An 18908-nucleotide genomic window follows, 5' to 3' on the forward strand; every position below is an offset into this window, starting at 1 on the left:
CTTAGATAAGCTGACGGTAATGGTATTCTCCGGCGATCTCCATCCCCAGCGCATGATAGAGACCGTTGGCCCCATCATTGACCTTGGTGCAAATCACACTGAGCGTCCGCGCCCCCTGTTCTTGCGCCCAGAAGGCCGCCGCTCGCATCGCCCATTGACCCAGCCCGTGACGGCGGTGTTCCGGCAGGATTTCCAGCGCGTGGACCATGGCGACACCGTCGTGGATAGCGACAAACGCCGTCCCGGCCGGTTTATCCACGCGGCGCATCAGCAGGCCAGTTTTCGGCCCCGGCGCGCGTTCCATGACCGCAAGCCGTTCTGGGCCGATGCCGCCTTTGGCCCAGATCTCGACCATGATGGCCAGCGGGTCCCAAATGGCAAAGGCAGTCACCCGCGGAACAGGGATGTCGGTCAGATGCGACACGGGGCAGGTGTAGATGTTGACCGGGTCCAGCACGTCGTACCCTCGGTCCGAGAGCTGCTGATCCAGCGCCTCATCCCCCGGTCGCAGGCAAAAGATGCGTTTCTGCCCCATCGCCAGCATCGCGGCTTCGGCAGCGTCGATCTGTGCTTCGGTCGCGGGTCCTCGCGCGCTGGCCGCCGACACGCGTGATCCACCGCCCTGCCCTCGGCGCAATTGGAATGGGCCCTGCTTCGTGTACTGCGCGGCGGGCCATGTGCCATCGACGATGTGGGCCCAATCGGTCAAAGCTCGAACTCTTTCGCCAACCGTGTGACCGCTGCATCAACCTGCGCCCCGTCGGTACCGCGCACCACGATATTCGCGCCAAAGGCCCCGTTGATCTGAAACGGATAGCTGCCAATGGCCAGATCGGGAAAATCCGCAGCCAACGCTGCCAGCGGCCCCGCGATATCGCCCTCGCCCCGATGCACGCGCAGGGTCTGCGACAAAAGCGGGCTGCCGCCGGTCAGGCCGGGCAGCACACTGGCCACCATCGCCTGAAAGACCGAAGGGACCCCGGCCATGACATGCACATTCGCAATCGTGAACCCCGGTGCGGTCGAGACCGGGTTGTCGATCAGCGTGGCCCCATCCGGGATGCGCGCCATGCGCAGGCGGGCCGGGTTCAACTCCAACCCGGAATTCTTGTAGTGCGCTTCAAGCAAAGCGCGCGCGTCGGCACGGATATCAATGGCCGCGTCAAAGGCCCGCGCGATGCAATCGGCGGTGATGTCGTCATGGGTCGGCCCGATACCACCGCTGGTGAACACATGGTCATGCGCTTGGGACAGCGCCTTAACGGCGGCTTCAATCGCCGGGGCGTCATCGCTGACGATACGCACCTCTTTCAGGTCGATGCCCTGCTTGGTCAGCTCACCCGCTAGATAGTGCATATTGGCATCGCGCGTGCGGCCCGACAGGATTTCATCTCCGATCACCAGCATTGCAGCGGTTGGATTGGCCATGGCGCATACCCCCTCTTGATCGACCGTTGGGGCAGGTATAGGCCCTAGGCCATGCGATTTGAAACCCCTCTTGTCCCCGCCCGCCTGATCCGCCGCTACAAACGCTTTCTGGCCGATTGCAAGCTGGAGGACGGGCACGAAGTAACCGCCCATTGCGCCAATCCCGGCTCAATGATGGGTCTGGCCGAACCAGGCCAGAAAATCTGGTTGGAGCCCAATGACGACCCCAAGAAAAAGCTGAAATATGGCTGGCGGCTGGTCGACCACGAAAATGGGCATTTTACCGGGGTGGACACATCGCTTCCGAACAAAGCCCTGCGCGCGGCATTTCTAGGGCGTGAAATCCCCGCGCTGGCCGCCTATGAAACCATCCGGCCCGAGGTCAAGTACGGCGAAAACAGCCGCATCGACTTTTTGCTGACCCAACCCGGCCTGCCCGATGCCTATGTCGAGGTCAAAAGTGTCACCCTGTCCCGCCAACCCGGTCTGGCCGAATTTCCCGACAGCGTGACCGCGCGCGGCACCAAACATCTGGGAGAGCTGGCTGCAACGGCAGCGCAAGGCCACCGGGCGATCATGCTGTATCTGGTGCAACGCACCGACTGCGACCGCTTTGCTCTGGCTGCCGATATCGACCCCGCCTATGCAGCCGCGTTCGAGGCCGCACAAGGGGTCGAGCGGCTGATCTGCGGTACCACGATCACGCCCGAAGGGGTCTGGGTCGACACCGACAAGATCTGGCACGTCGACGGTCGCCCTTAGTCAAGAATTTGGAAGTCGCCCAGATAAGACCCCGTGTCGGGGCTGAACGCCTGATAACCACCGCTTTCTGTCCGGTCCACCGTCGCGCACAGCTTTGCCCCCTGCCGGAACGCGGCCCATTGACTGCATATTGCATCGCCTTCCAGCCACCACGCGCCTGTGTCTTGCCCTAGCCGAGGCACCAGCACCGCGAACTGGCCATCGCGGCCAATCCGCGCGGAGCCCGAGATGTGAAACCGTTCGAATGTGATCCTACGATCCTGCGCCAAAAGCGCGGCCACATCGGTCGCGGACAGCGTCTGAACCTCTTCCCGACATCCCACAAGGGTCAAAACTGCAAGGATCAGACCCTTTTTCATATTCACCATCCTTTACGCGCCACACATGTCTGTACCGGCTTTCTGCACTTGCGCAGATCACAAGATCGCGCGCAAATTTACTTTTGACACGCCATGATTTAAGATCATAACCCATACTGAAGGTTGAATTTCCAGGCTTTGCGCCTCATCTGAACCATCGATCCCGCCGCGACCGGACGCCCTCTGGTACTTTCTGCACAAGCAGCGTAAAAGGAGCGCTGCGCGAAACATTTGGAGCCTCGCACCGATGAAAGAACATCGTGGCCGTCTGACCAAGGACGGTATCCGCATTTACGAACAGGGTGACTTTGCCGGGATGCACGCGGCAGGGGCCTTGGCTGCGCGGATATTGGATGACATCGCCCCGCATGTCTTTCCCGGCCAAACCACAGGCGCGATTGACGGGCTGATCACTCAGATGGTCGAAGACGCGGGCGCGACCTCGGCAACCATCGGCTACAAGGGCTATCAGCACGCCAGCTGTATCAGCGTCAATCACGTGGTCTGCCACGGCATTCCCGGTGACAAGCGGTTGAAAGAGGGCGATATCCTGAATATCGACGTCACGGTCATCGTGGATGGCTGGTTCGGTGACACCTCGCGCATGTATGTGGCCGGAAAGCTGCCCCGCAAGGCTGAGCGTCTGATCCAAGTGACCCATGATGCCCTGTTCAAGGGGATCGAGATGGTTAAACCCGGCAACACTTTCGGTGATATCGGCCACGCTATTCAGGCCTATGTCGAAGCGCACCGTATGAGCGTTGTACGCGATTTCTGCGGTCACGGTCTGGGACGTGTGTTCCACGCGCCGCCCAACGTGCTGCATTACGGCCGCCCAGGCACCGGCGCTGTGTTGGAAGAGGGCATGTTCTTCACCATCGAACCCATGGTCAATCTGGGCCGCCCCGAGACCAAGACGCTGGCCGATGACTGGACCGCTGTGACCCGCGACAAGTCTCTGTCGGCGCAGTTCGAACATTCGGTTGGCGTGACGGCAAACGGGGTTGAGATTTTCACCCTGTCGCCGGGTGATATGTTCCACCCGACCTATTCGTCCTGATCTTTGGCCTGATCGCGTAGAAGCTTCAGCAACAGGGTCTCGTCCCGCCACGGGATGACGGCGTCATGGATGAAAACCGGCGCGCGCAGCGGTTTACGCTCGGGGCCGGTGGCTGAGTCTGTGGCAGCATCCTGCTTGGGTGCCCAGAACAATGGGAGTAATGCGCGATCCATGCGGCAAGCCTAGCATGTTTGGCGATCAGAGTCCCAAAAGCTCGGGTAGTTGTGACATCTGCGTGAACACCTCGGCGCCCAAAGCGGACAATCCCGCGCCGTCATCATGGGCGGCATAAGCCAGACAGCGCATCTCGGCCCGGATCGCAGCAGTGACGCCATCTTCGCTGTCTTCGATGACAACCGGGCGGACAGCACCGAAATGCTGCGCTGCGGTCAGAAACAGGGTCGGGTCCGGCTTGGCGGTCCCCATTACCTGGGCCGAGAACATGACGTCCTTGAATCGATCCCAAAGCCCGTTCTGGCCCAGCGTGATCTGCATTTTCTCTGGGCGGCCATTCGAGGCCACGCAATAGGGAACACTGGCGGTCTCCAGCCGCCGCAACACGTTCCGAACACCGGGCACCAGAGGCGTTCCGGCGCGCAAGGCGGCGTAAACCTCGGTATAGATTTGCTCCACCCAGTCGTCGGGCAGGTCTGCCCCAAGGTTGCGCGCCTGTTGGTGGACGCCGCTCATGGTGCCGCCTACGAACAGCGACATGCATTCCGACAGCGACACATGCAAATCGTAACGTGCAAGGTTGTCGACCAGAACCTGATTGGTCAGCCTTTCGCTGTCCACCAGAACGCCGTCACAATCGAAGATGACCAGATCATGCATCGGCGCGGTCCTTCCACATCAGAGTGATATGCGTGTCGCCGTATTTGCGGGCGTCTTGCAGGATGAACCCCTCGGGCGGTTGCATCGGCGCGTTCTCCTCCCACACAATCAGCGCGTCGTCCGCGAACCACCCTTGGGTCAGAGCCGCGATGGCCTTCTGGCCCATCGACTTGCCATAGGGCGGGTCGAGGAAGAGCAAATCATAAGGCGCGTCGGTGTTTTCACCCAGCCGGGTCGCGTCGCGTCGGATCAACTGGGTGCGGTCTGCACTGCGGGTCAGGTCGATATTCTTTCGGATCAGACCCTGCGCCACGCGCCCGTCATCTACGAAGGTCACATGGGAAGCACCACGCGACAGTGCCTCAAGCCCCAGCGCACCAGTGCCTGCAAACACGTCCAGCACACGCAGCCCGTCAAAATCAATCTGATGGCTGAGGACGTTGAACAGGCTTTCGCGCACCCGGTCCGTGGTAGGCCGCAGATGCGCGCCCATGTCGCCTTTGCCGACCGAGGCCAGGGCTCGGCCTCGGAAATCTCCGGCGATAATCCTCACGCTTTGAGCAGCGGTTTCAGGTCCGCATTCGGGTCAGCCACAACGGCGGGATCGGCGGTTTTTCCTGCGTCGATCAGGCGTTTGCCGACCATATAAGCACGAGGGTCGTTCATCGCGTCCACCGCAATCAGTTGATCGCCTTTGTAGTACCAGAAGGACACGGTTGCGCCCTCACCTTGCCGGGTCACGACGCGGTCATAGCCCGTGTTCAGACCCGCGATCTGCAGCTTGACGTCATACTGGTCGGACCAGAACCACGGTGTAGCAGTGTAATCCTTGGCCGCGCCCAGCATGTTCTGGGCCACGATCTCGGCCTGATCAATGGCGTTGGGCACGCTTTCCAAACGAATGCGCCCTTCGCCATGCGGGAAAGACGCACAATCGCCTGCCGCCCAAATCGACGGATTGGATGTGCGGCCATGGGCGTCGGTCTTGATACCGTTATCAAGTTCCAGCCCCGCCATCTCGGCCAGTTGGGTCGCGGGCGCGATGCCCACTCCGACCACGACGAAATCAACGGCAATCTCGGTGCCATCGGTCAGAACCGCGCCCACCACATTGCCATCCTCACCCAGCAGACGGTCCAGCCCGACGCCTTCACGGATATCGGCCCCGTATCCGGAATGCAGCGCGCGGAAATAATCGCTGGTCTCAGGTGCGGCGACCCGTTGCAGGATGCGGTCGGCCATCTCGACCAAGGTCACCTTGACCCCACGCTTGGCGCAGACCGCAGCCGCCTCAAGCCCGATATAGCCGCCCCCAACGATCAACGCGCGGGCGCCGTCAGTCACGCGCGGCTCCATCTCGTCGATATGGGCCAGATCGCGCACCACATGCACGCCCGCCAGATCGCCACCAATCGCGGCAGGCAGGCGGCGCGGATCGGACCCGGTGGTCAGAGCCAGTTCGTCATAGGAAATGACCTCATCGCCCAGCGACACGGTCTTGGCTTGCGGATCAATCGCAGTCACGCGCTGGCCCAGACGCAGGGTGATGTTGTTCTCGGCATAAAAGCTCTCGGGGCGCAGGAACAGGCGCTCCAGCTCCATCTCGCCCAGCAAATAAGCCTTGGACAGGGGCGGGCGCTGATAAGGCAGATGCGGTTCGGCCCCGATCAGGGTGATGTCCCCTTCAAACCCGTCTTTGCGCAGCCGCGCCACCAGCGATGCACCCGCCTGCCCGGCACCGATCACGACAATATGGCTCATCTTCCCCTCACCCTGTCGAATTCCCGTGGTCTCCTCCACGCGACCACCTATATTGCGGCTAAGCCCGACTCTGCAAATCCAAACGACAGGAGCACAAAAATGATTTCAACAGGTGATACGCTGCCCGACGCCACACTGACCCAGATCGGTGCGGAAGGCCCCGAGGAGGTCCGGATTTCCGATAAAACAAACGGGCGCAAAGTGGTGATCTTTGCCGTCCCAGGCGCGTTCACGCCCACCTGCCATTCGGCCCATGTGCCCAGTTTCATGCGCACCAAGGATCAATTCGATGCCAGAGGCGTGGACGAAATCATCTGCCTGTCGGTCAACGACCCCTTCGTGATGAAAGCCTGGGGCGAGGCCACCGGCGCGTCAGATGCGGGCCTGACTATGCTGGCAGATGCCGCGTCCGAATTCACCAAGGCCATCGGCATGGATTTCGACGCTCCGCCGGCCGGGCTGATCGCGCGCTCGAAACGCTATGCGATGCTGGTCGAGGATGGCAAAGTCACCGCGCTGAACTTGGAAGAAAGCCCCGGCGCGTGCGAAATCTCGGCTGGTGAGGGTCTTTTGGACGTCATCTGATCCGGTTTGGCCCCGGTTCTGTCGGGGCCTTTGCCCTATTTAACTTGATAGATACCCCTGAACGGCAAATACTCGGCCTAGTTGTTCAGGGAGTCCTTTTATGAAGCTCAAGTCCATTACCCTATGTCTGGGCACAGCAGGCGCACTGGCCGCGTGTGGCCCGGCCCCCACACCACAACAACAAGCCGCCCGCCAACATGAGATCGCCTGCCTCAGCGGCACGGTCGGCGGCGCGCTATTGGGTGGCGTCATCGGCAATCAGTTTGGCGGCGGGTCCGGCAAGACGATCCTGACAGCAGCAGGGGCTGCCGTCGGCGGGATCGAAGGTCAGAAATTCGCGTGCTGAGGGGGACATCATGAAACTTGGGATTTTGACACTTGGCCTGACCCTTTTGGCTGGGTCCGTTGCGGCCGAAACGGTAGCAGAGCTGCATGAGAATGAATTGAAAGCCATCGACGCCAACAACGATGGATTTCTGTCAAAGGATGAGTTCAACGCTTTTTCCGACTATGCGTTTCAGGCGATGGACGAAGACAAGAACGGCACTCTGGGGTTAGACGAAGCCAAGCCCTTTCTGGACATAAAGCAATTCCAAAGCGTTGACCGCAATCAGGATAACATTATCTCTCGGTCAGAGTTCGATGCGCAGATGAACGACGACTTCACGTCTGCCGACAAAGACGGGAACGGCCAGTTGGACTAGGGCCGCCCGAACCCGACAGGAGCGTATGATGAACAAATGGATATCGCTGGGTGTTCTGGGTCTGCTAGCGGCTTGCGACGTGCCGCAGGCGCCGATTGTGACAGGACCAGACGGCCAGCAGCGGATTCAGATCAATACCAGCGGGATGACCTGCTATGATACGCGCTGTCTGTATATTGACCCGGCGGCGCGGTCGGTGCGGTCGAACGGCCTGCGCACGACGCGCATCCCCGGCAATATCGACGTCAGCAGCGGCACCGTCACGCCGGATGAGTTCCGTCAAATGGGCGTTGCCGCCTCGCTGGCGGGTGGCGTCGGCTCGGCAAGCGACCGGGGTTAAACCAGACTGTCCATCTTGCGGGCCAGCTTGGCGTCCAGCGCCGACAAACCGCCCACATCATGGGTGGACAGTGTCACCTCGACCCTGTTGTAGACATTGAACCATTCGGGGTGATGGTTCCATTTCTCAGCAAAGATGGCCACTTGGGTCATCCAGCCGAAGGCCTGGACAAAATTCTTGAACGTGAAGGTCTTGGTGATCGCATCCCGGCCTTCAACCATGGTCCAGCCGGTTTGAAACAACGGGTCCAGAAGGGGGCCGCGCGTTTCGGTCGACAAAAGTTCGGTCATTGCTGTTCCTCCGGGTTCGCTTTTCTGAACGGGCCGTAATCCGTCAGAATCTCGATCTCTTCTCCCACTGCGTGGGCCTCGGCGTCCAGATATTTTCGGATCGCGTCCGCAAAGCCAGGGTCGTTGACCCAGTGTAGGCTGTGCGTGCGCGTTGGTAGATAACCGCGGGCCAGCTTGTGTTCCCCCTGCGCCCCGGCCTCGACCCGAGACAAACCCTGCGCGATGGCGAAGTCGATCGCCCTATAATAGCACAGTTCGAAATGCAGGCACGCATGGTGCTCGACACAACCCCAATAGCGGCCATAAAGCGTTTCGCGTCCGATGAAGTTCAACGCGCCGGCAATCGGGTATCTGTCACGCTCGGCCAGAACCAGCGCCATGTCGTCGGCCATGGTTTCATGGGCAATGTCAAAGAATTGTCGTGTCAGGTATGGCATCCCCCATTTGCGCGAGCCGGTGTCCTGATAGAACCGCCAGAACGCGTCCCAATGTTCGGGCCGCAAGTCGTCACCGGTGAGCGTGCGGATTTCTCCACCAAACCCGCAGGCCTGCGCGCGCTCCTTGCGGATATTCTTGCGTTTGCGCGACGAGAGGGCCGCCAGAAACCCGTCGAATTCCGAGTAGCCATCATTCAGCCAGTGAAACTGCTGCGAATGGCGCACCATCAGACCCATTTCTTCACCCGCTTCGGCCTCGGCCTCGGTGCAGAAGGTCGCGTGGATGGATGAGACTTGATTATCCGCCGCCAGTTGCACCGCACCTTGTACGAGGGCCGATAGCCCGACGCCCTCATAGCCCGGCCGAACCAGAAACCGTCGCCCCGTGGCGGGCGTAAAAGGCACCGCAATTTGCAGCTTGGGGTAATAGCGTCCACCCGCATTTTCGTAGGCATGCGCCCAGTTGTGGTCAAAGATATACTCGCCCTGAGAATGCGACTTGGCATACATCGGTGCCGCCCCGATCAGCATCCCGTCCAGATAAGCGGTCAGATATTGCGGCTGCCAACCCGTGCCCCGCCCGACCGAGCCGCTATTTTCCAGCGCCAACAAAAACCGATGCGTGGTAAACGGGTCCATTGGACGACCACCATCCGCAGCCTCGGGGCAGGCACAGCTGTCCCACTCTGCCGCAGGGATTTGCGAGAGCGACCCCAGTACCCGAACCTCGATTTGCGCCTGATCCATGTGCCCTCCGCGTCTTGTCTTTATCTGTGACGGATGGGGTAGGGTTCAACCCGGGCGGGCGGCCAAATACCCTTCAAAGGTCACATTATCGGCAACCTTGCGGGCCTCTGCCTCTTGTTCGGGCGAGCGGATGGTCCAGCACAGGATCGGCACGCCCTGCGCCTTCAGCGCAGCCACGCGGGGGCGCGACAAGTCTGCGGCCTCATGGCTGATAAAGCCGGCCCCCACCCGATCGAAATCGGGGATGTCGCGCAGGTGGTCACAGACCGCTTGCGGCAAATGCTCGACTTCGGGCTGGTAGGAACAGGTAGTGATCCCACGCGGCAGATGCGGTGCCAGCCGTGCCAGTTCAGCGACCGAGTTGGGGTTGAACGACATCAGCGCCACCGGCCCGTCATAGCCTTGCAACGCGCGCACCGTATCCGCCTCGAGCGGGCCGACATTAGGGCCCATCGCCCCATCCTGATCCTTCAGCTCGATCAACAGCGGGACCTTGCCCGAAACGATCTGCAACACCTCGTCGAAGGTCGGAATGCCGTCCTCGCCGTGCAATAGCCGCGTGGCTTGCGCCTCATCCGCCGTGATCTGCTGGATCGGACCGGATCGGCCGGTCAGCCGTGTCATGTCGTAGTCATGAAATACCATGGCCCGGTTATCGCGGCTGCGTTGCAGGTCGATCTCGATCCCGTAACCGGCCTCGACTGCAGCGCGAATGGCCGCCCGGCTGTTTTCCGGGCGGTTGTCCGAGTGGTCATGCAGGGCTCGATGCGCAATCGGGGTCTGCAATAGCACATCAGGTAGGGCAGGTATCATGCGACCTCGAAGATGCCTTCGATCTCAACCGCTACACCCAGCGGCAACGCAGCGGCACTGACAGCCGAGCGCGAGTGGCGGCCCGCTTCGCCCAGCGCCTCGACCAGAAAATCCGAGGCCCCGTTGATCACCTGCGGCTGCGCAGTGAAATCTGCGGTCGAGTTCACGAACCCGGTCAGCTTGATCACGCGTACCAGCTTGTCGATATCGCCACCACAGGCCGCCTTGACCTGCGCCAACAGGTTGATTGCACAGACCTTGGCCGCCGCGGCACCCGCTTGGACATCCATGTCATCACCCAGCTTGCCGGTGATCATCGTGCCGTCGTTCGAGATCTGGCCCGAGACATAGACGATATTGCCCACGCGCACGAAGGGCACATAGTTGGCGGCAGGCGCAGGTGCGTCCGGCAGGGTGACGCCTAGGCTGTCCAGTTTGGCTGCGATGCTCATGTGATACTCCTCAACTAAATTCGACTCGGACGGACGCTAACCGGGATAGCGCGGATCGAAAAGCATGAAACCGGCAGTTTTACGGTTGCCCGCGCAGTAAGCATAACTTCTCTTATTCGGGACTGTTGAAGTTGGGTCACTTTACGTTGACCACTTGTCCGGGTTACACGCTGAGTGTTTCAATCTATTTGAGAAACACCTATGTGACATTGAATTGCGCCGCTTGTTGCGGTCGAAGATAGTATTGATTGAACGTCCAGGCATTTTCATTCCTGACGTGTTGGAGTGGCAAAGACCGTGTTGAGCAAAGTCAGCTTGAAGCCTCTGATCCTTGTGTCCCTGGTGGCAACTCTTGGTGCCTGCGCCACGCGCCCGCCTGCTGACGCCCCTCCCGGAGAGGTCTTTGACCCCTATGAAAAGACCAATCGGGGTATTCACGACTTCAACCTCGGCGTTGACCGCTTTCTGTTCCGACCCGCGTCAAAAGGCTATGTGAAAATCTTCCCCGATCCGGTCGTGACCAGCTTCAGCAATTTCGCCGAGAACCTGACCTTGCCGGGACAGGCGCTGGACTATCTGTTGCAGGGCAACCTGAAACAGTCGGGCAACGCTTTGCTGCGCTTTGCCATCAACAGCACTGTAGGCGGGGCCGGGTTGTCCAAACCCGCAGACGAGCTGAACCTGCCGCCTGTCGATACCGATTTCGGCGAGACCCTGCATGTCTGGGGCGTGGGCGAAGGCGCCTACGTCGAATTGCCGTTCTATGGTCCCTCGACCCAGCGTGATGCGATTGGTGTTGTGTTCAACCTGTTCTCGAACCCGATCAACTTTTCCCCGGTGCGCCCGGTCGACAATATCGGTGTTTATGCCGAGGTGGTGCGCCGCATGGGCGATCGAGGCCGGTTCTCGGACACGGTGGACTCGATTCTGTATGAAAGTGCCGACAGCTATGCGCAGGCACAAACCATCTACCTGCAAAACCGCCGCTTTGAACTGGCGCGTGATGACGAAGACGCCTATCTGGGCCTGTATGACGACCCCTATTCCGTAACCGGGACCGACCCGGTCAGGGACCCCTATCTTGACCCTTACGAGGACCCCTATGCCGAGTAATCTGATTAACCGACGCAGTTTCGTCGCCACCGGCCTGGCCGGGGCGCTGATGACCGCCCTGCCCGCCTACGCCCAGACCGAGGCCAGCGCAAAGGCGCTGGTGGTCAGCGTGGTGGATGACATCAACCGCGTGATCGCTTCGGGCAAATCCGAAAACGCGATGATCCGCGATTTCGAGAAGATCTTTACCCAATATGCCGACGTGCCAATCATGGCGCGTTACGTACTGGGTGCCGATGGCCGCTCGGCCAGCCCGGCGCAGTTGCGACAATTCACCAAAGCCTTTCAGGGCTATATCTCGAACAAATATGGCCGCCGCTTCCGTGAATTCATTGGCGGCCAGGTTACAGTTCGCAACGCCCGCAAAATCAAGGCTGGGTACGAAGTACGCACCTCGGTCAAGCTGCAGGGCTCGTCCCCGTTTGAGGTGACTTTCCTTGTATCCGACAAATCGGGCCGAGACCGGTTCTTCAACATGTTCATCGAAGGGGTGAACATGCTGCTGACCGAACGGACCGAGATTGGTGCGATGCTGGATGCCCGTGGTGGCGATCTGAACCGGTTGATCAAGGACCTGAACAAAGTCGGTTGAGCGTCTTTAAAAATGCAAGCAGCGCCGCGCAACCTTTTGGTCGCGCGGCGCTGTGCGTTTAGTTCAGGCGTTCACCGGTTTCCTGAGCAAAGTAAGACACTTTGCTCATGTCGAAGGCCAGATTCAGCATCTTGCCCGCCTGCGCGCTGGTTTCCGCGTGTAAACGCGCCGTGACCTGCTTGCCGCCCAGCTCCGAGACCACATAGGTGTCGGCCCCCGCGGGTTCGACCATGTCGACCAGGCATTCGGCCTCTTGCACGCCGTCGCCTGCGCGGAACCCGGCTTCGGCGATGTCTTCGGGACGCAGGCCCAGGATGACATCCTTGGGCAGCGCCAGATCGCGAGCGTCGTTCAGCACCAGTGTCTCACCACTGTCGCGCGCGATGGCGATCTGGGTCCTCGCTCCGTTCTTGTGCGCCTGCGCCGGGATCAGGTTCATCGCGGGCGAGCCCATGAAGTCAGCAACAAACAGGTTGGCCGGGTTGTTATAGATCTCGGCCGGTGTGCCGATCTGCTGAACGACTCCACCTTTCAGCACGACGATCTTGGTCGCCAGTGTCATCGCCTCGATCTGGTCATGGGTCACGTAAACGATCGAGGCATCCAGCGTTTGGTGCAGCTTCTTGATCTCGGTCCGCATCTCGACCCGCAGCTTGGCGTCGAGGTTGGATAGCGGTTCATCGAACAGGAACAGCTTGGGATCGCGCACCAGCGCCCGACCCATTGCCACACGCTGACGCTGACCGCCCGACAATTGGCTGGGGCGGCGGTTCAGCAGAGGTTCGATCTGCAACAGTTGGGCGACCTCTTTCAGCTTGGCATCCTGCGTCGCCTGATCGACGCCGCGCACTTTCATGCCAAAGGTGATGTTCTTGGCCACGGTCATGGTCGGGTACAAAGCGTAGGACTGGAACACCATCGCGATGTCGCGGTCCTTGGGGCTGACATGGGTCATGTCATTGCCCCCAATGGACAGGGTGCCGCCGGTGATCTCCTCCAACCCGGCAATGCAGTTCAGCAGGGTGGACTTGCCGCAGCCCGAGGGGCCGACGAGCACCAGGAAATCGCCCGGCTCGATCGAGATGTTGATGTCCTTCAGAATCTCGGTCGCACCGTAATTCTTATAGAGTTTGTTGATATCAAGGATGGGTGCCATGGGTCTTATCCCTTCACAGAACCGGCGGTCAGGCCGCGTATGAAATACTTACCGGCAACGACATAGACGAGCAGCGTCGGTAGCCCCGCGATAATCGCGGCGGCCATGTCGACGTTGTATTCTTTGACGCCGGTGGTGGAGTTTACGATGTTATTGAGCGCCACTGTCACGGGTTGCGTACCCGCCTGGCTGAACGATACGCCGAACAGGAAGTCGTTCCAGATCTGCGTGAACTGCCAGATCACGGTCACAACGATGATCGGCAGCGACAGCGGCAGGAAGATCGACCAGAAGATCCGCAGGAACCCGGCCCCATCAACGCGTGCTGCCTTGGTCAGCTCGGACGGGATGGTGACATAGTAGTTACGGAAAAACAGCGTGGTGAAGCCCAACCCGTAGATCACATGGACAAAGATCAGGCCCGGAATGGTCCCGGCGATCCCCATCATGCCCAACAGGCGCGCCATCGGCAGCAAAACCACCTGAAACGGGATGAAGCAGCCAAACAGCATCAGCGAGAAAATGATGTTCGCGCCTTTGAACCGCCACTGCGCCACGACATAGCCGTTCAACGCGCCGAGCAGGGTCGAGATCGCCACCGCAGGCACCGCGATGAGGACCGAGTTCCAGAAATAGGGGCGCAGGCCTTCGCACTGAATGCCGGTACAGGCACCGGACCAAGCTGTCTTCCAGGCGTCGAAGCTGACCTCACGCGGCAGCGATATCAGAGACCCGGTGCGGATTTCCTCAAGGCTTTTCAGCGATGTGGTCAACATCACGAACAGCGGCATCAGGTAATACAGCGCAAAGAGACCCAGCAGGACGTAGAGCAACCAACGCAGGGCAATCTTGCCAACGGCACTTTGGCTACGGGTTTGGGTTTGGGATTGGGGCATCGACAGATCAGTCATTTTTCGCCCTCAGCTCTGAGTAAAGATAGGGAACGACGATGGCAAAGACGACCAGCATCATGATCATCGCGGACGACGCCGCCTGACCAATATCGCCGCGCGAAAACGCCATGGCGTACATGTATGTGGCTGGCAGATCGGTTGCGTAACCGGGGCCACCACCCGTGAGGGCGATGACAAGGTCAAAGCTCTTGATCGCAAGGTGGGCCAGCACGATGAAGGCGGACAGGAAGATCGGGGCCATCGACGGGATGATGATCGCCGTGTAGATGCGCCATGTGGGGATACCATCGACCTGGGCTGCCTTGATGATCTCACCATCCACCGAGCGTAGACCAGCGAGGAACAGCGCCATGACGAAGCCTGAGCTTTGCCAGATCGCGGCCATCACGATGGTGTAGATCGCGTAATCGGGGTTCACCAGCCAGTCGAACTCGAAATTGGTAAAGCCCCAGCCCTGCACCATGGACTCAATGCCCAGACCCGGGTTCAGGATCCACTTCCACGCGGTGCCAGTCACGATCATCGACAGCGCCATCGGGTACAGATAGATCGTCCGGATGGCCCCTTCGACGCGGATTTTCTGATCCAGCAGGATCGCCAGCAACAGGCCCAACACCATCGCAATCACGATGAACAGCGCGCCAAAGATATACAGGTTGTTGATTGCCGTATCCCAGCGGGGTGAGTCAAACAGGCGTTCATACTGGATGAATCCCTTGATCTCGTATTTCGGCAACAGTTTCGATCGGGTCAGCGACACCCAGGCCGTCCATCCGATAAAGCCGTAGACAAAGATCAAAACGGCAATGAACGACGGTGCCAGCACCACCTTGGGCAGGTGGTTTTCCAGCCATTCGGACATGATTTCCTCCGGGGAAAGATGCTCTGCCCCGTCAGTATAGGGGGCAGAGCGATTTGGATCAGTAGCTGTTGGCCACTGCCGCCGCCAATTGCTGAACCGCGTCAGCCGACGACATATCCGAGTTGAAATGCGCGGTCACAACATCCGTGATCGCACCAGACTGCGACCCGCGCAGCGCCATGCCGTGGGCATAAGACGGCAGCAGCGAGCCTGCGTCCGAGGTCGAACCCATATCTTCGGCCGACAAGTTGGCGCAGATGTCAAAGTCATCCAGTGCCACGTCGGTCCGTGCCGGGATCGAGCCTTTGTTCAGATTGAACACTTTCTGGAAGTTCGGTGCCACGATCAGCTTGGCCAGCAGGTCCTGACCGGCTTTCTTGTCGTCACCTTCCACGTCGAACATGGCAAAGCTGTCGACATTGTACAGATAGCCATCACCGGGGGTCGAGGCGCACAGGAAGTCCTCACCGGGCTTTTTGCCCGCCGCCAGGAACTCACCCTTGGCCCAGTCGCCCATGATTTGGAACGCGGCCTCACCGTTCATGACCATCGCCGTGGCCAGGTTCCAGTCGCGGCCCGAGAAATTCTCGTCCACGTAGCCGCGCATTGTGCGCATCTGGTCAAACACCTGCACCATCGTGTCCGAGGTCAGCGCCTCGGGGTCCAGATCAACCAGCGCTTTCTGGAAGAACTCGGGACCGCCAATGCCCAGTACTACGGTTTCAAAAACGGTCGCGTCCTGCCATGCCTGACCACCATGGGCCAGAGGGATCACACCTGCGGCTTGCAGCTTATCCGCGGCGGCGTTGAATTCGTCCCACGTGGTCGGCATCTCGATGCCATTTGCGGCCAGAACGTCGGCGTTGGCCCAGATCCAGTCAACGCGGTGTACGTTCACCGGCGCAGCGCACCACGTGCCCTCGCATTTCATATGGCCCGCGATCGAGGCGGGCAGAACGTCGGCCCAGCCTTCGGCCTCGGCCACGGACGAGATATCGGCCAGCACGCCCTCTTCATACCATTCCTGAATGGCGGGGCCTTTTAGCTGAACAGCAGTCGGCGCGTTGCCCGACAGAACGCGGGCGCGCAGCGCGGTCATCGCGGCATCACCGCCACCGCCGGCCACGGGCATATCGGTCCAGCTACCACCATTGGCCGCGAATTCCTCTTGCAGGACGGCAACTGACTTGGCCTCACCACCCGATGTCCACCAATGCAGAACTTCGGCCTGGGGGCCCGCCAACACCGACGATCCGGCCACAACAGCCAGCGTCGATACGGTGGCAAATGCAAAACGTTTCATTTCTTGTCTCCTCCCTGAGAACCTAAGAGGCTGCCGCAGCAGCGATGTCGGCCATACTGGGGCGCACGGGCCGTCTGGCAACTTGGAATCCGCGCCAAACCCGTGCATCAGACCAATTTTTCACCGCTTCTGTTACAGCGTGTTACGTTGACATTGAATCTGTTTCCGTTCGTTACAATTGACGATGTCAGAGGGGCCACAACCGGGGAGGACAGACATCATGAGCATTCCGCGACTGTTGGTGGTGGATGACGACCCAGAGATGCGTTCGATGATGACTCAGTTCATGCAGCAAAACGGGTTCATCGCCTTGCCCGCCCGATCGGAATCGGAAATCCGTGGACATCTGGGGGCGGGCCGCATTGACCTGATCTTGTTGGACGTGATGCTCGGCGATGAAAACGGCGTCGAGATCTGCGCCCGCCTGCGCGCCGAACAGGATGTGCCGATCATTCTGGTCTCGGCCCTCTCAGCCGACCATCAGCGCATGGCGGGGTATGAGGTCGGGGCCGATGACTATATCGCCAAGCCTTTCAACCCGCAGCTTCTGCTCGCTCGCGTGCGGGCGGTGATGCAACGGGCGCGGCGGTCATCGTCGCTTGCCTACCGCCGCCGCATCCACAGCTTCCGCTTTGACGGCTGGCTCTATGACGGCAAACGCGATGAGGTGCATTCGCCCGAAGGCTATTTGGTGGCGCTGTCCCAGCGTGAGACGGCGTTGCTCAAGGTTTTGCTGGCCAATCCGCATATCCCCCTGACAAGGGATGAGATCGTCGCCGCGTTGGATGTCACCGGCGGCTCCGACAAACCCGAGGCGCAGGGCCGCGCCATCGACATGCTGGTGGGACGGCTACGGTCAAAGATCGAAGTCAACCCGAAGGACCCGCAGATGCTGCGCACCGAACGCGGCGTCGGCTATGTTTTTGCCGCTGACGTGTCGGTGCAAGAGGAATGACACTGCGCCTGCGCAATCTTGGTTGGCTCTGGGTGATCTCAGCGTTCGCAACGGGGCTGGTATCGGCCAGCCTGTGGTTTGCTTCGGCCCGCGCCTGGAATCAGTTCCTGACGCAATCCTTCGTCGCAGGGTTTACCGTTTACGAAGACCTGCGCACCGGGATCGCTCCGGCCGCTCCGCTGTCCATTTCGCTCTTGTCACCGGCGGATACCGTGCTGGCCGATATGGGAGAGTTCCAGCAATTGCCTGGGTCTTCGGGCCGTCGGTTCCTGACCAACCTTTCGATCCTGACCGACAGTTCAGCGCCGCTCAACGGGCGTGAATTGACGCTGGCGATCCTGTCCGATCGTCTGGTCTATCCGGTGTCAGATATCGTCTCGCGCAGTGATCAGACCGGGCCTGAAAAGATGGGTAACCTGACCCGGCTGCTGGCCACCTATTGCAGCGAACCGATCCTGATTGCGCAATTCGGACGCGGGCCGTGGTACCGCGTGGATGGCACCGGGATCTGGGGCTGTGGCGCGGCGCCAACCGATCTGCGCCTGCCTGCGATATTGCTGGGCATCGTGGCGCTGGCGGTCATTCTGACCTCGGTCGGCAACGTGTCCGATACATTCACCCGGTTTGCCCATGCCCTGCGCGACCGTCGGAGGCGCGGAGGCCCCGACAGCTATGACGCCGACGGGCCAACCGAGCTGCGTGATATCGTGTCTGCGGTGAACGCCCATCTAGACGCCGAACGCGCCTTGCTAGAGCAACGTGCCACGGTCTTGTCGGGCGTCAGCCACGATCTTGGCACCCCCGCTACCCGCGTCCGGCTGCGCGCCGCGTTGATCGTCGATGACGAGCTGCGAGAAAAGCTGGAAGCGGATGTGGACCAGATGACCGGCATGATCGAAAGTGTTCTGACCTACACGCGTTCAGAACTGAGCGTCGAGGAACCGCGTCAGATTTCCCTGACATCCTTGGTCGAATCCGTCGTCGCCGATTATCAGGACATGGACCTGCCGGTGACGCTTCAGAATGTCGACCCGGTCGCGGTCGAGGGTGCTCCGTCCGTTTTCATGTCCCGCCGCGGGCATGGGACGTTGCTGGAAACCCGGCGCATGTTGGTAACGGGTCGGCCCATTTCGCTGAAACGGGCACTGACCAACCTAATCGACAATGCGCTGAAATATGGCCGTCACGCCGATGTCCAGTTGGAAACCGACGCGCGAACCGCAACGATCACGGTCGAAGACAAGGGCAATGACCTGTCCGTTCATGAGATCGAGGCCCTGATGGCCCCGTTTCAGCGCGGATCAAATACAGGCTCGTCAGACGGGTTTGGCCTGGGTCTGACAATTGCTGCCACAGTGGCTGACCAGCATGGTGGCGGGCTGCATTTCGAGGCCGGAGATCAGGGGCTGCGCGCCCGATTGACGATCACGCGGCAGTAATC

Annotated in this window: 25 protein-coding genes; 10 read left to right on the forward strand and 15 right to left on the reverse strand. The window is 60.3% G+C overall.

What is annotated here, in order from left to right:
- Position 1: 1 nt before the first annotated feature.
- Positions 2–709, reverse strand: a complete 708-nt coding sequence (locus ACR3E7_RS12315) for a GNAT family N-acetyltransferase (protein WP_480503444.1) — start codon at positions 707–709, stop codon at positions 2–4.
- The gene (locus ACR3E7_RS12320; protein WP_170772855.1) at positions 706–1428 is read right to left on the reverse strand and encodes a competence/damage-inducible protein A; all 723 of its coding nucleotides are present in this window, start codon (positions 1426–1428) and stop codon (positions 706–708) included. Before ACR3E7_RS12320 ends, ACR3E7_RS12315 begins: the two co-directional genes overlap by 4 nt.
- 51 nt (positions 1429–1479) lie before the next feature.
- On the opposite strand from ACR3E7_RS12320, the gene sfsA reads away from it, so the two are divergent.
- A complete protein-coding gene (gene sfsA / locus ACR3E7_RS12325; protein WP_480503445.1) occupies positions 1480–2190 on the forward strand; it encodes a DNA/RNA nuclease SfsA in 711 nt (236 codons plus the stop codon).
- On the opposite strand, the gene ACR3E7_RS12330 is transcribed toward sfsA, so the two are convergent.
- The gene (locus ACR3E7_RS12330; protein ID WP_480503447.1) at positions 2187–2549 is read right to left on the reverse strand and encodes a hypothetical protein; all 363 of its coding nucleotides are present in this window, start codon (positions 2547–2549) and stop codon (positions 2187–2189) included. The genes sfsA and ACR3E7_RS12330 overlap by 4 nt on opposite strands.
- Positions 2550–2796: 247 nt before the next feature.
- Here ACR3E7_RS12330 and map point away from each other — a divergent pair, with 247 nt between their 5' ends.
- The gene (gene map, locus ACR3E7_RS12335) at positions 2797–3609 is read left to right on the forward strand and encodes a type I methionyl aminopeptidase (RefSeq protein ID WP_170772862.1); all 813 of its coding nucleotides are present in this window, start codon (positions 2797–2799) and stop codon (positions 3607–3609) included.
- On the opposite strand, the gene ACR3E7_RS12340 is transcribed toward map, so the two are convergent.
- The 4 genes from ACR3E7_RS12340 to ACR3E7_RS12355 are packed head-to-tail and all read right to left on the reverse strand — an operon-like array spanning position 3597 to position 6204.
- The gene (locus tag ACR3E7_RS12340; RefSeq protein WP_170772864.1) at positions 3597–3782 is read right to left on the reverse strand and encodes a hypothetical protein; all 186 of its coding nucleotides are present in this window, start codon (positions 3780–3782) and stop codon (positions 3597–3599) included. The genes map and ACR3E7_RS12340 overlap by 13 nt on opposite strands.
- A gap of 25 nt (positions 3783–3807) precedes the next feature.
- On the reverse strand, positions 3808–4443 hold the full coding sequence (locus ACR3E7_RS12345; RefSeq protein ID WP_480503448.1) for an HAD family hydrolase: 636 nt from the start codon (positions 4441–4443) through the stop codon (positions 3808–3810).
- Positions 4436–4996, reverse strand: coding sequence for a 16S rRNA (guanine(966)-N(2))-methyltransferase RsmD (rsmD, locus tag ACR3E7_RS12350; RefSeq protein WP_170789540.1), 561 nt, complete (start codon positions 4994–4996; stop codon positions 4436–4438). Before rsmD ends, ACR3E7_RS12345 begins: the two co-directional genes overlap by 8 nt.
- Complete coding sequence (locus tag ACR3E7_RS12355) at positions 4993–6204, reverse strand: NAD(P)/FAD-dependent oxidoreductase (RefSeq protein ID WP_480503449.1); 1212 nt, start codon at positions 6202–6204, stop codon at positions 4993–4995. The genes rsmD and ACR3E7_RS12355 overlap by 4 nt, the downstream gene beginning before the upstream one ends.
- Positions 6205–6303: 99 nt before the next feature.
- Between ACR3E7_RS12355 and ACR3E7_RS12360 the strand changes: the two genes are divergently transcribed.
- The 4 genes from ACR3E7_RS12360 to ACR3E7_RS12375 all read left to right on the forward strand — a co-directional run bounded on the left by ACR3E7_RS12360 (position 6304) and on the right by ACR3E7_RS12375 (position 7833).
- Positions 6304–6789, forward strand: coding sequence for a redoxin family protein (locus ACR3E7_RS12360; RefSeq protein WP_480503450.1), 486 nt, complete (start codon positions 6304–6306; stop codon positions 6787–6789).
- Positions 6790–6889: 100 nt separating this feature from the next.
- Entirely contained in the window at positions 6890–7135 is a 246-nt protein-coding gene (locus ACR3E7_RS12365) for a glycine zipper 2TM domain-containing protein (RefSeq protein WP_170772870.1), read from the forward strand.
- A 10-nt stretch (positions 7136–7145) separates the two neighbouring features.
- Positions 7146–7493: an EF-hand domain-containing protein gene (locus ACR3E7_RS12370; RefSeq protein WP_170789538.1), complete on the forward strand. Its 348-nt coding sequence runs from the start codon at positions 7146–7148 to the stop codon at positions 7491–7493.
- A 28-nt stretch (positions 7494–7521) separates the two neighbouring features.
- The gene (locus ACR3E7_RS12375) at positions 7522–7833 is read left to right on the forward strand and encodes a hypothetical protein (protein WP_170772872.1); all 312 of its coding nucleotides are present in this window, start codon (positions 7522–7524) and stop codon (positions 7831–7833) included.
- On the opposite strand, the gene ACR3E7_RS12380 is transcribed toward ACR3E7_RS12375, so the two are convergent.
- Genes ACR3E7_RS12380 through ACR3E7_RS12395 form a run of 4 tightly spaced genes read right to left on the reverse strand, consistent with a single transcriptional unit; the run spans position 7830 to position 10572 of the window.
- Complete coding sequence (locus tag ACR3E7_RS12380) at positions 7830–8123, reverse strand: 4a-hydroxytetrahydrobiopterin dehydratase (protein WP_170785182.1); 294 nt, start codon at positions 8121–8123, stop codon at positions 7830–7832. The two genes, ACR3E7_RS12375 and ACR3E7_RS12380, sit on opposite strands and share 4 nt — an antisense overlap.
- A complete protein-coding gene (locus ACR3E7_RS12385; RefSeq protein WP_170789536.1) occupies positions 8120–9307 on the reverse strand; it encodes a GNAT family N-acetyltransferase in 1188 nt (395 codons plus the stop codon). The genes ACR3E7_RS12380 and ACR3E7_RS12385 overlap by 4 nt, the downstream gene beginning before the upstream one ends.
- Before the next feature lie 45 nt (positions 9308–9352).
- On the reverse strand, positions 9353–10120 hold the full coding sequence (locus tag ACR3E7_RS12390; protein ID WP_480503452.1) for a glycerophosphodiester phosphodiesterase family protein: 768 nt from the start codon (positions 10118–10120) through the stop codon (positions 9353–9355).
- Entirely contained in the window at positions 10117–10572 is a 456-nt protein-coding gene (locus ACR3E7_RS12395; protein WP_480503453.1) for a RidA family protein, read from the reverse strand. Before ACR3E7_RS12395 ends, ACR3E7_RS12390 begins: the two co-directional genes overlap by 4 nt.
- 285 nt (positions 10573–10857) lie before the next feature.
- On the opposite strand from ACR3E7_RS12395, the gene ACR3E7_RS12400 reads away from it, so the two are divergent.
- Both ACR3E7_RS12400 and ACR3E7_RS12405 read left to right on the forward strand, forming a co-directional pair.
- Complete coding sequence (locus ACR3E7_RS12400; RefSeq protein WP_408015516.1) at positions 10858–11685, forward strand: MlaA family lipoprotein; 828 nt, start codon at positions 10858–10860, stop codon at positions 11683–11685.
- Complete coding sequence (locus ACR3E7_RS12405) at positions 11675–12277, forward strand: MlaC/ttg2D family ABC transporter substrate-binding protein (RefSeq protein ID WP_480503454.1); 603 nt, start codon at positions 11675–11677, stop codon at positions 12275–12277. Before ACR3E7_RS12400 ends, ACR3E7_RS12405 begins: the two co-directional genes overlap by 11 nt.
- 58 nt (positions 12278–12335) lie before the next feature.
- Here ACR3E7_RS12405 and ACR3E7_RS12410 read toward each other — a convergent pair whose 3' ends face one another.
- Genes ACR3E7_RS12410 through ACR3E7_RS12425 form a run of 4 tightly spaced genes read right to left on the reverse strand, consistent with a single transcriptional unit; the run spans position 12336 to position 16512 of the window.
- Positions 12336–13433: an ABC transporter ATP-binding protein gene (locus ACR3E7_RS12410; RefSeq protein WP_480503455.1), complete on the reverse strand. Its 1098-nt coding sequence runs from the start codon at positions 13431–13433 to the stop codon at positions 12336–12338.
- A gap of 5 nt (positions 13434–13438) precedes the next feature.
- A complete protein-coding gene (locus tag ACR3E7_RS12415; RefSeq protein ID WP_170755212.1) occupies positions 13439–14344 on the reverse strand; it encodes a carbohydrate ABC transporter permease in 906 nt (301 codons plus the stop codon).
- A complete protein-coding gene (locus tag ACR3E7_RS12420; RefSeq protein ID WP_170387762.1) occupies positions 14337–15209 on the reverse strand; it encodes a carbohydrate ABC transporter permease in 873 nt (290 codons plus the stop codon). Before ACR3E7_RS12420 ends, ACR3E7_RS12415 begins: the two co-directional genes overlap by 8 nt.
- A 58-nt stretch (positions 15210–15267) precedes the next feature.
- Positions 15268–16512, reverse strand: a complete 1245-nt coding sequence (locus ACR3E7_RS12425; RefSeq protein ID WP_480503457.1) for an ABC transporter substrate-binding protein — start codon at positions 16510–16512, stop codon at positions 15268–15270.
- A gap of 220 nt (positions 16513–16732) precedes the next feature.
- Between ACR3E7_RS12425 and ACR3E7_RS12430 the strand changes: the two genes are divergently transcribed.
- Together ACR3E7_RS12430 and ACR3E7_RS12435 are read left to right on the forward strand one after the other, a co-directional pair.
- Positions 16733–17467: a response regulator transcription factor gene (locus tag ACR3E7_RS12430; RefSeq protein WP_480503458.1), complete on the forward strand. Its 735-nt coding sequence runs from the start codon at positions 16733–16735 to the stop codon at positions 17465–17467.
- Entirely contained in the window at positions 17464–18906 is a 1443-nt protein-coding gene (locus tag ACR3E7_RS12435; RefSeq protein WP_480503459.1) for a sensor histidine kinase, read from the forward strand. The genes ACR3E7_RS12430 and ACR3E7_RS12435 overlap by 4 nt, the downstream gene beginning before the upstream one ends.
- The last annotated feature ends 2 nt before the right edge of the window (positions 18907–18908 follow it).

It is taken from the genome of Ruegeria sp. BK1 (assembly GCF_056535645.1).